The sequence below is a fragment of the Derxia gummosa DSM 723 genome (assembly GCF_000482785.1).
In the GTDB taxonomy this organism is placed as follows: Bacteria; Pseudomonadota; Gammaproteobacteria; order Burkholderiales; family Burkholderiaceae_E; genus Derxia; species Derxia gummosa.
The window spans coordinates 48987-60913 of record NZ_AXWS01000002.1 but is presented as its reverse complement, the minus strand read 5'-3'; the positions used below and the strand labels follow the sequence as shown (position 1 = coordinate 60913).

The 11927-nt window shown below is 63.8% G+C and carries 6 protein-coding genes and 1 rRNA gene; all 7 read right to left on the bottom strand.

All coding sequences use genetic code 11. The annotated features are described in order from the left end of the window. Positions 1-67, bottom strand: a 16S ribosomal RNA gene (locus H566_RS0100730); the annotation flags it as partial. 480 nt (positions 68-547) lie between these two features. Further along, on the bottom strand, positions 548-2017 hold the full coding sequence (locus tag H566_RS0100725) for a glutamate synthase subunit beta (RefSeq protein ID WP_028309934.1): 1470 nt from the start codon (positions 2015-2017) through the stop codon (positions 548-550). Between the two features lie 99 nt (positions 2018-2116). After that, the gene (locus H566_RS22060; protein ID WP_084544591.1) at positions 2117-6847 is read right to left on the bottom strand and encodes a glutamate synthase-related protein; all 4731 of its coding nucleotides are present in this window, start codon (positions 6845-6847) and stop codon (positions 2117-2119) included. A 204-nt stretch (positions 6848-7051) separates the two neighbouring features. After that, a complete protein-coding gene (locus H566_RS0100715; protein WP_028309933.1) occupies positions 7052-7747 on the bottom strand; it encodes a hypothetical protein in 696 nt (231 codons plus the stop codon). Between the two features lie 6 nt (positions 7748-7753). Beyond that, complete coding sequence (aroB, locus tag H566_RS0100710; protein WP_028309932.1) at positions 7754-8833, bottom strand: 3-dehydroquinate synthase; 1080 nt, start codon at positions 8831-8833, stop codon at positions 7754-7756. A 137-nt stretch (positions 8834-8970) separates the two neighbouring features. Then, the gene (locus tag H566_RS0100705) at positions 8971-9498 is read right to left on the bottom strand and encodes a shikimate kinase (RefSeq protein WP_028309931.1); all 528 of its coding nucleotides are present in this window, start codon (positions 9496-9498) and stop codon (positions 8971-8973) included. An 84-nt stretch (positions 9499-9582) separates the two neighbouring features. After that, positions 9583-11910, bottom strand: a complete 2328-nt coding sequence (locus H566_RS0100700) for an Ig-like domain-containing protein (protein ID WP_156924243.1) — start codon at positions 11908-11910, stop codon at positions 9583-9585. Between the last annotated feature and the right edge of the window lie 17 nt (positions 11911-11927).

Genomic DNA, 11927 nt, shown 5'->3' with positions numbered 1-11927 from the left:
GTTCGACTTGCATGTGTAAGGCATGCCGCCAGCGTTCAATCTGAGCCAGGATCAAACTCTTCAGTTCAATCTCTGTATTTACCCTTACTTTCGTAAGGTCGCGACTCAACGGAATTTCAGGTTATTAACCTTACTCTTCTGTGAGCACTTGATGATTTCGAGCCATCGATCAAAGATCGATTTCGCATCAACAAACGCCCACACTTATCGGCTGTTAAATTGTTAAAGAGCTTCCTGCAATCTGCTTTTGACTGCGCCGCCTTGTTTAGCGCTGCGCCGTCATCAGCAGAGAAGCGAGATTATGTACTGCTGTTTTCTCGCTGTCAACTGTTTTTTTAACTTTCGTTCGCTGAACTTTCCGCCACCGCCAGACTCGCCAGCAACCCGTCGTGTTCAGCAACAGGTGAGCCAGCAACTATAGTCAACTCGCGCCGTCAGCGCAAGCAGCAAATGTGAAATAGCCTGCCTGTACCGAACGCGACTCTTTGGTGTCGCAAAAACGCAAACCTCGGATCAACATATTGGGTAAGACAGGCTGTCTCGTTGATCAGCGCGGAAGCTCCGAAGCGCCCATCAGGAACATATCCACCTCACGTGCGCATTGCCGTCCTTCGCGAATAGCCCATACGACCAGAGATTGTCCCCGCCGCATATCGCCGGCAGCGAACACCTTTTCGACTGAAGTGCGATAAGCACCGCTTCCCTCCGTGACAGCTCGAGCATTCCCGCGAGCATCCTTTTCGACACCGAAGGCTTGAAGCACCGGTGCAACAGGATTTGTAAAGCCCATCGCCAGGAACACGAGATCAGCCGGCACTTCCCATTCGCTGCCGGGAATCTCCGTCATCTTTCCGTCGACCCATTCGACACGCGCAACAACGAGTGCCGTGACGCAACCGAACTCGTTTCCCTTGAACGACTTGGTGGTAACGGCCCAATCGCGATCGCAGCCCTCTTCATGCGAGGACGAGGTACGCATCTTGATGGGCCAGTAGGGCCAGGTCACCGATTTGTTCTCGCTTTCCGGCGGACGCGGCATCAACTCGAACTGCGTGACAGAAGCAGCGCCGTGACGGTTACTGGTACCAACGCAATCGGAACCCGTGTCGCCGCCGCCGATGACGACAACCTTCTTGCCCGTGGCGACGATCTGGTCCGGGAAGCTGTCCCCGGCATTCACCTTGTTCTGCGGCGCAAGGAATTCCATCGCGTAATGGACGCCCTTCAAGTCACGGCCAGGAACTGGCAGATCGCGCGGCTGCTCGGAGCCGCCTGACAGGATCACGGCGTCGAATTCGGCCATTACCGCTTCAGGCGACACGATCGTCGTCGCGAAATTGTTGATGCCCGTCTTCGGGAAGTCCGTAGCGACCAAGGTGCTGGTGCGGAAGGTCACGCCCTCGGCTTCCATCTGACGCACGCGGCGATCAATGTGGCTCTTTTCGAGCTTGAAGTCGGGGATGCCATAGCGCAGCAGGCCGCCGACGCGATCGTTCTTTTCGAACACGGTCACGTCGTGACCGGCGCGCGCGAGCTGTTGCGCTGCCGCCATGCCGGCAGGGCCGGCGCCGATGACAGCGACCTTCTTGCCCGTCTTGCGCTTCGGCGGTTGCGGCACCACCCAGCCCTCGGCCCAGGCCTTGTCGATGATCGCGTGTTCGATCGACTTGATGCCGACCGCCGCACTGTTGATGTTCAGCGTGCAGGCGGCCTCGCAAGGCGCCGGGCAGATGCGACCGGTGAACTCGGGAAAGTTGTTGGTGCTGCTGAGTACTTCGAACGCCGTCTTCCAGTCCTGCCGGAAAACGAGGTCGTTGAAGTCGGGAATGATGTTGTTGACCGGACAGCCGTTGTTGCAGAACGGGATGCCGCAGTCCATGCAGCGCGCGCCCTGGATCTTTGCCTCGTCGTCCTTGAGCGCGACGACGAATTCCTTCCAATGCTTCTTTCGCGCGGCGGGCTCTTCGTAGCCTTCACTGAGGCGTTCGAATTCCAGGAAGCCGGTGACCTTGCCCATTTGAAATTCCGTAGCTGGATGCCGGCAAGCTCGCCGGCGGATTGATCTTGTTGGATCGGCGGGACGCAACCCGTGCGTCCCGCCCCTGCTTCACTCGCCTCAGGCCGCGAGCTTGGCGCCGGCCTTCGCCTTGGCGGCGTTGATTTCCTTCAGCGCGCGGCGGTATTCCTTCGGGAACACCTTCACGAACTGGGTGCGGGCGCGGCTCCAGTCGTCGAGCAGCTCGCGCGCGATGGCCGAACCAGTGAACTTGAAGTGCTTCTCGATGAGCGACTTCAGGAGTTCCTCGTCGGTGGTGTCGCGATGCCAGATGTCGAGCGCGACGGTTTCGCGCTGTTCTTCGGCGGTGAGCACCGATTCGAGATCGACCTGGGCCGTGTTGCACTTGCGCGCGAACTCGCCTTCGGGATCGAACACATAGGCGATGCCGCCCGACATGCCCGCCGCGAAGTTGCGGCCCGTCGCGCCGAGCACGACCACCGTGCCGCCAGTCATGTATTCGCAGCCGTGGTCGCCCGTGCCTTCGACGACCGCCGTCGCGCCCGAGTTACGGACCGCGAAGCGCTCACCGCCGACACCGTTGAAGAAGGCCTCGCCGGTGATGGCGCCATAGAGCACGGTGTTGCCGATGATGATGTTCTCGGTGCCCGCGCCACGGAAATCATTGGCGCAGCGGACGATGATCCGGCCGCCCGACAGGCCCTTGCCCACGTAGTCATTGCCTTCGCCCACGAGGTCGAAGGTGATGCCGTGCGCGAGGAAGGCGCCGAACGACTGACCGGCCGTGCCTTGCAGCTGCACATGGATCGTGTCGTCGGGCAGGCCCGCGTGACCGTAGCGCTTGGCGACCTCGCCCGACAGCATCGTGCCGACGGTGCGGTTCACGTTGCGGATCGGCTGGATGAAGCTCACGCGCTCGCCGCGTTCCAGCGCCGGCTTGGCGGCCTCGATCAGCTTGTGGTCGAGCGCCTTGTGCAGGCCGTGGTCCTGGGTTTCGACCTGGCGCACCGCCACATCTTCCGGCACATCCGGCTGATGGAAGACGCGCGAGAAGTCGAGCCCCTTCGCCTTCCAGTGGCTGATGCCCTTCTTCATGTCGAGCAGGTCGGCGCGGCCGATCAGCTCGTTGAAGCTGCGGATGCCGAGCTGGGCCATGATTTCGCGCACTTCCTCGGCGATGAAGAAGAAGAAGTTGACGACGTGCTCGGGCTTGCCCTGGAACTTCTTGCGCAGCACCGGATCCTGCGTCGCCACGCCCACCGGACAGGTGTTGAGGTGGCACTTGCGCATCATGATGCAGCCCTCGACCACCAGCGGCGCGGTCGCGAAGCCGAACTCGTCCGCGCCCAGCATGGCGCCGATCACCACGTCGCGGCCGGTCTTCATCTGGCCGTCCACCTGCACGACGATACGGCTGCGCAGGCGGTTGAGCACCAGCGTCTGCTGGGTCTCGGCGAGGCCGAGTTCCCACGGCGAGCCGGCGTGCTTGACCGACGACAGCGGCGACGCGCCCGTGCCGCCGTCGTGGCCGGCGATCACGACGTGATCAGCCTTAGCCTTGGCGACACCGGCCGCAACCGTGCCGACACCCACTTCCGACACCAGCTTCACGCTGATGCCGGCGGCCGAGTTGGCGTTCTTCAGATCGTGGATGAGCTGGGCCAGATCCTCGATCGAGTAGATGTCGTGGTGCGGCGGCGGCGAGATCAGGCCCACGCCCGGCACCGAGAAGCGCAGCTTGCCGATGTACTCGCTGACCTTGTGGCCGGGCAGCTGACCGCCTTCGCCGGGCTTGGCGCCCTGAGCCATCTTGATCTGGATCTGGTCGGCCGACGTCAGGTACTCGGTCGTGACGCCGAAGCGGCCCGACGCGACCTGCTTGATCTTGCTGCGCAGCGAATCGCCTTCCTTCAGCACGATGTCGCTCTCGACCTGCTCGCGGCCCAAAACGCTGGCGAGCGTGTCGCCGTCCTTGATGCCCGAAGCGCGCGTCGGCGACTTCATCTCGGCCGCGTAGCGCAGCGGATCCTCGCCGCCCTCGCCCGTGTTGCTCTTGCCGCCGATGCGGTTCATCGCCACGGCCAGCGTCGCGTGCGCTTCGGTCGAGATCGAGCCGAGCGACATCGCCCCCGTGGCGAAGCGCTTGACGATTTCCTTCGCCGGCTCGACTTCGTCGAGCGGGATCGCCTTGGCCGGATCGACCTTGAACTCGAACAGGCCGCGCAGCGTCATGTGGCGCTTGCTCTGGTCGTTGATGATCCGCGCGTAGTCCTTGTACGACTGGTAGCTGTTCTGGCGCGTGCTGTGCTGGAGCTTGGCGATCGCGTCGGGCGTCCACATGTGCTCCTCGCCGCGGATGCGGAAGGCGTATTCGCCGCCGGCGTCGAGCATGTTGGCCAGCACCGGATCGTCGCTGAACGCCGACTTGTGCAGACGGATCGCTTCCTCGGCGATGTCGAAGATGCCGATGCCTTCGATGTTGCTCGGCGTGCCGTGGAAGTAGCGGTCGATGACCGCCTTGCTCAGGCCCACCGCCTCGAAGATCTGGGCGCCGCAATAGCTCATGTAGGTGCTGATGCCCATCTTGGACATGACCTTGTTGAGCCCCTTGCCGACCGCCTTCTGGAAGTTGTAGATCGACTTGGCTTCGTCGGCCGTGCCGCTCTTGCGCGCCATCTCGGCGATGGTTTCGAGCGCCAGATACGGGTGGACGGCTTCCGCGCCATAGCCCGCGAGCAGCGCGAAGTGATGCACCTCGCGCGCCGAACCGGTTTCCACCACCAGACCGGTGCTCGTGCGCAGGCCCTTGTCCACCAGGTGATGGTGGATGGCCGACGTGGCCAGCAGCGCAGGGATCGCGACATGCTCGCGGTCGACCTTGCGGTCGCTCACGATCAGGATGTTGTTGCCGTCGCGCACCGCGTCCACGGCTTCGGCGCACAGCGAGGCGAGCACCGCCTCGACGCCTTCCTTGCCCCAGGCGAGCGGATAGGTGATGTCGAGCTCGTAGCTCTTGAACTTGCCATCCGACAGCTTGGCGATGTCGCGCAGCTTGGCCATGTCGTCGAAGTCGAGCACGGGCTGGCTCACTTCGAGGCGCATCGGCGGGTTGGTGTTGTTCAGGTCGAGCAGGTTGGGCTTCGGACCGATGAAGCTCACGAGGCTCATGACCATCTGCTCGCGGATCGGGTCGATCGGCGGGTTGGTCACCTGAGCGAACAGCTGGCGGAAGTAGTTGTAGAGCGTCTTGTTCTTGCTCGACATGACCGCCATCGGCGAGTCGTTGCCCATCGAGCCGATCGCTTCCTCGCCGGTGGCGATCATCGGCGCAAGGATGACCTTGAGGTCTTCCTGCGTGTAGCCGAAGGCCTGCTGGCGGTCGAGCAGCGATTCGTTGAACTTGGCGGGCGCGGCCGATTGCTCGACGTCATCGAGCTTGATCGAGATGCGCTTGATCCATTCCTTGTAGGGCTTGGCGTTCGCGTAGGCGCTCTTGAGTTCCGCGTCGTCGATGATGCGGCCGGCTTCCATGTCGATGAGGAACATCTTGCCGGGCTGGAGGCGCCACTTCTTGACGATCTTGTTGTCGGGGATGGGCAGCACGCCCGATTCCGACGCCATGACCACAAGGTCGTCTTCCGTGACGATGTAACGCGCCGGACGCAGGCCGTTGCGGTCGAGCGTCGCGCCGATCTGGCGACCGTCGGTGAAGGCAACCGCGGCCGGGCCGTCCCACGGTTCCATCATCGCGGCGTGGAACTCGTAGAAGGCGCGACGGTTGTCGTCCATCAGCGTGTGCTGCTCCCACGCCTCGGGAATCATCATCATCATCGCGTGCGACAGCGGATAGCCCGCCATCAGCAGCAGTTCGAGGCAGTTGTCGAAGCAGGCGGTGTCCGACTGGCCCGGATAGATCAGCGGCCAGAGCTTCTGCAGGTCTTCACCCAGCACCGGCGACTTCATGATCCCTTCGCGGGCACGCATCCAGTTGTAGTTGCCCTTCACCGTGTTGATCTCGCCGTTGTGGGCAAGCATGCGGTAGGGGTGGCTCAGCGGCCATTCCGGGAAGGTGTTGGTCGAGAAGCGCTGGTGCACGAGCGCAAGCGCCGACACGAAGGACGGATCCTTGAGGTCGAGGTAGTACTCGCCCACCTGGTCCGCCAGCAGCAGGCCCTTGTAGACCACCGTGCGCGCCGAGAACGACACCGCGTAGTACTCGCCGCCATGCGCGAGCTTGAGGTTCTGGATGCGGTGGCTCGCCGTCTTGCGGATGACGTAGAGCTTGCGTTCGAGCGCGTCCGTGACCATCACGTCCTTGCCGCGACCGACGAAGACTTGGCGGATCACCGGCTCCTTCGCGCGCACCGTCGGCGACATGGGCATGTCGCGGTCGATGGGCACATCGCGCCAGCCGAGCAGCACCTGGCCTTCATCGCGGATCGCGCGCTCGATTTCCTGCTCGCAGGCCACGCGCGAAGCGTGTTCCTTGGGCAGGAAGAGCATGCCGATGCCGTACTCGCCTTCGGGCGGCAGGGTGACGCCGCGCCTGGCCATGTCCTGGCGGAAGAACTCGTCCGGGATCTGAGCGAGCAGGCCCGCGCCGTCGCCCATCAGTGGATCGGCGCCGACGGCGCCACGATGGTCGAGGTTCTTCAGGATCAGCAGGCCCTGCTCGATGATCGAGTGGCTCTTCTGGCCCTTGATGTGAGCGATGAAGCCGACGCCGCAGGCGTCGTGTTCGTTGGTGGGGTCGTAGAGGCCCGAGCGGGTGGCTTCCGCGCGCTCGTCGGCGCGATCGAAAGTGACGGGAGATTGCGCGCGCGAAGACATGGGCGGGCTCCTGGAAATGAGATGGCGGACGCGGCGTCTGGCGTGACCGGCGGCTGGCTGGCAGGAATGCGCAGGGACAATCCGCGCGAAATTCGCAGCCCTGTGACTTTAGGTGACGATCCGTCGTCGTTCAACAACAATAATTAGGGTCAGACACCAAGGCAGATTGGCATCGGCGACGCATTGAAACAAATGGGGACAGTCTTAATCGCCAATCTTTCTGGGACGTCCCGGACGGGCCGGACTGAGTCTTCGATCGGTGCTGCGTCCGACGCTTGCGGCAAATTCCGGCGAGGCAAGCAGCCAGCCACCACGGACCGAATCCCCGATCCGCCTGTGCTCGGCATCGGCACCGGCGCAATCCTCGACATAGACGCGATAGCCAGCCTGCCGCTCGAAAGGAGTGTTGCCGAGCGCCCAGTATTCGGCGCGGTCGGTGATGCTCGGGTCTGCGGTGATCCCGAGGTGATGCCGCAGGCTGGACCAGGGCCAGTCGGCAGCATCGCTGACCAACTGGGCACGCAAAGGGTGCGTCTCGATGAAGCGCATGGCCGGAAGCAAGAATTCGTCCGGCGCAACGACCGTGGAGCGAAATCGGCCGTTCCAGAGCGTGCCGCTACGCCTGTGGCGCAGATTGAAGCTGGTCACGTAGCGACGCCCGACCGACTGGAGGGTGCGTGCGAGGCTGTCCGGCCCGGCACCCGTTCCGAGGAGGAACAGACGGTCGGGCAGGAGCACATAGGCGTGCAGGGCAAAGCCATTGGCGCGCGCCGCCTCGCGCAAGGCGTCGAGGAAGGCCTGATAGTCGGCGGCATCCCGAAATACGGTGTCGCCGTCGTGCCCGTTGAGCTGGGCGAGCTGCGGCAGGCCTGGCAGGTAGAGACGGGGCAGCCTGGCCATGCGGGATCAGGCGGCCGCGTGTTCGCGCAGGACCTCGGCGACGATCGCCTCGTCGACGGCCTCGACCACCGCATTGCCGAGTCCGCGCAGCAGGATGTAGCGCACTTCGCCGCCCTCGGCCTTCTTGTCCACGGCCATGAGGTTGAGCCAGCGCTTGACCGGCATCTCGGGCGCACGGGTGGGTAGGCCCGCACGACCGATGATCGAGGTCAGGCGCTGGACCGCCGCCTCGTCCAGATAGCCGAGGCGCTGCGAAAGCCTCGCCGCCAGCACCATGCCGACGCCGACTGCCTCGCCATGCAGCCAGACGCCATAGCCCAGACCCGCCTCGACGGCGTGACCGAAGGTGTGGCCGAAATTGAGAATGGCGCGCCGCCCCGACTCGAATTCGTCTCCCGCCACGACCTCCGACTTGATCTCGCAGGAGCGCAGCACCGAGTGACCGAGCGCGGCGGCATCACGCGCGACGAGTGCGTCGATGTTCTCCTCGATCCAGCCGAGGAAGCCGGCGTCGACGATGGCGCCATGCTTGATGACCTCGGCGAGACCGGCCGACAGCTCGCGCGCCGGCAGCGTGTCGAGTGTCGCCAGATCGGCCACGACGAAACGCGGCTGATAGAAGGCGCCGATCATGTTCTTGCCAAGCCGGTGATTGATACCGGTCTTGCCCCCCACCGACGAATCGACCTGGGCCAGCAGCGTGGTCGGCACCTGGATGAAGGGCACACCACGCATGTAGGTGGCCGCTGCGAAACCGGTCATGTCGCCCACGACACCGCCGCCAAGCGCGACCAGCGTGGTCTTGCGGTCGCAGCGGGCTTCGAGCAGCGCGCTGTAGATGAGGTCGAGCGTCTCGGCGGTCTTGTATTCCTCGCCATCGGGCAGGGTCACGACCGTGACCGACTTGCCGGCGGCATCGAGCGCAGAAGTCAGCTTTGCCAGATGCAGTGGCCCGACCGTCTCGTTCGTGACGACCGCCACCTGCTTGCCGCGAATGACACCGATCCAGTCGGACTGGGCCAGAGCATCGCGGCCGATGGCGATGGGATAGCTGCGCTCGTCAAGCGCGACTTCGAGTCTGTGCATGGAAACTGGTCCCTAGGGATAAGGCCTGCCCGGAAGGAACCCGGGCCCGCAAACCCGATGATGATAATCAGCAGCTCATTCGCCCCACCGGCGCGGTGGAAGCGCCGTTCAGCCGACCCGGGGCGAGGCGGCGCTCATTACGCGTTGGCAGCGCCCTCGGCCAGCGCGATCACGAGCGCCGCGACTTCGGTGGCGTTGAGACCTCCGGTTTCGACGATGTGATGCGCCGCCGAGCGGTAGATCGCATCGCGCGCGGCATACAACTCCTCCATCCTCCCGCGCGGATCGGCGGTCTGGAGCAACGGCCGCCCCTTGTCGCCGCGCGTGCGCTGCCAGAGCACCAGGGGTGTCGAATGCAGATAGACGAGTTGGCCGGTCGACCGCAGGGCAATCCGGTTGGCCTCGCGCAGCACCGCGCCGCCCCCGGTGGCGAGTACAAGTGGCTCGGGCATGGCGGCCAAATCGGCCAGCACCGCCGACTCGCGGTCACGGAAACCGGCCTCGCCTTCAAGCTCGAAGATCACCGGAATGCGCACGCCGCAACGAATCTCGATCTCGTGATCGCTGTCGACGAAAGGCCGGTCGAGACGACGCGCCACGAGCCGGCCGATGGTTGACTTGCCCGTGCCGGGCATGCCGATGAGAACGAGGTGTCGAGCGGACATAGGAAGAACAAAAAGGGCGTGCATTGCACGCCCTTCGAAAATCGGCTGGCACCCGAAGGGCCGGCCTGGTGACGTATCGGCCTGTCAGCGCGCCTCGTACTTGACCGGAATCGAAAAGCGATTCGTCTCGCGGGTGTCTGATGACGACAGTGTGCCGTTGACATTGCGGAACAGGATACGCGCCGGGACTTCCGAACCCTTCGGCGACTTGACGCTGATGGTCACGCTGCCGGTGCCGGTACAGGCGTTGGCCACGCCCTTGATCTTGAAGGTATGCGTGGTGTTGACCAGCGTCGGATCGGTGCCGACCGCAATGCTGGTCTTGGGAGCGTTCAACCCGTCGACCGTGACCGAAGGCGCACGGAAGCCGACGGCGGGCACGGTCGAACCGAAGGTGACTTCGGCGCTCACGTTGGACGAGCGGTCACTGACCGTGACCGTCGTACCCGAGGCCATCGGATTGCCGATGCCGTCGTCCAGGTAGGCGGTCAGCGACACCTCGTCGATGGTAGCGCCCGAGCAGTCTGCAACCTCGTTCAGCGACACGTAGTAGTTGCCGCCAGCGTCCTTCTTCAGGCGGTTGCCGTCCGGCACGAAGATGAGGATCGGCTCGGACATCTTGCTGAAGTACACGATGCCCGAGCGACGGATGTCCACGCCGGTTTCGGTGTACATACCGTCACCCGTCACATAGTTGCCCGTGCCTTGCAGCGGAATGCCGATGTCGCTCGCGGCCTCGAAGGCACCGCTCTTGTTCTTGTCGAGGTAGGCGTCAGCCAGATCGTCCGAATTCGGGCCAGTGGTGAAACCGTCACCCGAGTTGTACTTGTTGTTGTGGTCGTTGTCGGTAAAGGTTTCCCGCCCCTTCGCATAGGCAAGCACCACGACACGACCGTCGGCAGGACGCTCTTCCTGCGTCACGAGATTGCAGGAACAGACGCCATTGCTGGTCGTGCACGAGCCAAGGCTGGACGTACAGATCGCGCCACCGGAAGTGATCATGTTGACCACCGTGCCATCGGGTACCGGATTGCCGAACCAGTCGTTCACGCGCGCGGTGACAACCGCCGTCTCACCCGAGTAATCCATGCCGTCAATGTTCGCCTTGTCCACAGCAAGATCGAACTTGTGCTGGTAGGGCAAGCCGGTGGAGATCGTGAGATTTTTCGACTCGGTGGAAAGCAGCGTTGACGAGCCGATCGGATAGAAGGCGCGGGCCAGGATGAGCACGCTAGTAGGCGTATCGCCGGAATTCACCTGAAGCTTGACCGTGCCATCAGGGCCGGTGCTCTTGACGTAACGCACCTTGTCGCCGGCGGCACAGGGCGACGACGCATCACCCTGCACGGCGGGCAGCTTGTTGTTGCTCTCGTCAATGTAGTAGTAGCTGTCGATGTTCAGAGTGCCGGTATATGCCGAGGCGTTGAAGCACACCGGCACGTTCGGCACGGGAGTGCCGGCAAGGTCCACCAGCTTGAAGATCAAGGTCGCGAACTCCTGACGATTCAGACCCCCGTTGCCCCTGATGACGATCGAACTCGTGCTGGGCGTGACCGACGTGACCATCAGGCTGCCACTCGACGGGCTGCGCACCCTCAACGTGGACGTGGCGCTCGAGCTGCCGACCGTCGCCGTGATCACCACGTTCTTATCTCCGCCGACCGCGCAGCCGGCATCCGTGAAGGTCGCGGTCGCCGTGCCATCGCTTTGCGAAATGACCGACGAGGTGATCGAGGCGCCGCTGCCACAGCCCTGGGTGAAGGTGACGGTCGTGCCATCGCTGTAGGAGGCACCGTTCTGCAGCACCTTGGCCGTCACGCTGGCGGTGCCGTAGGCGCTCAGCGTGGCAGGCGACAGCGTCAGCGTCGGATCGACGGTGATCGAGGCAACCGACACACCATTCACCTGAACTCCGGCAGAACCGGTGTACGTACCTGCCGTGATCGTGCTGCTGCCAACGACCGCGGCGGATGCCGTGATGAGCGTCGCGCCGGTGGCGCTGCCTGCGGCCGTCACGGCGATCGACGCCTTGCCATTGCTGTCGGTCAGCACCGTGCCGGTCGAGGGATCGAAACTCACCAGCCCCGCCGTGCCCGCCGTGAAGGTGACGAGCTGGTTCGCGATGGGCGTCGAACCCTGCTTGAGGGTCGCAACGGCACGCAGCGGCGTCGAACCGCTGATGTTGGGCTGCTGACCATCGGGGATGGCGACACCGGAGCTGTCAGCGAAGCTGACGGCAACCGTCGGCGTCGTCGAGGTGCTGCTGCCGCTGCCGCCGGAGTTGCTGCCGCCGGAACTGCTGGTCGTCGCTCCCGGAGCGGAACCGCCACAGGCTGACAGACCAAGTGCCAACGTCAGCGCCAGAACCCCGGCGCCAAGACGCCGCGCACGGGCTGACGGATGAAAAATCATTCTGGGAATACTCATAT

Excerpts from the sequence above, each read along its gene's own strand:
- H566_RS0100725 (WP_028309934.1), bottom strand. The coding sequence starts at position 2,017 with ATGGGCAAGGTCACCGGCTTCCTGGAATTCGAACGCCTCAGTGAAGGC.
- H566_RS22060 (WP_084544591.1), bottom strand. The coding sequence starts at position 6,847 with ATGTCTTCGCGCGCGCAATCTCCCGTCACTTTCGATCGCGCCGACGAG.
- H566_RS0100715 (WP_028309933.1), bottom strand. The coding sequence starts at position 7,747 with ATGGCCAGGCTGCCCCGTCTCTACCTGCCAGGCCTGCCGCAGCTCGCC.
- aroB (WP_028309932.1), bottom strand. The coding sequence starts at position 8,833 with ATGCACAGACTCGAAGTCGCGCTTGACGAGCGCAGCTATCCCATCGCC.
- H566_RS0100705 (WP_028309931.1), bottom strand. The coding sequence starts at position 9,498 with ATGTCCGCTCGACACCTCGTTCTCATCGGCATGCCCGGCACGGGCAAG.
- H566_RS0100700 (WP_156924243.1), bottom strand. The coding sequence starts at position 11,910 with ATGATTTTTCATCCGTCAGCCCGTGCGCGGCGTCTTGGCGCCGGGGTT.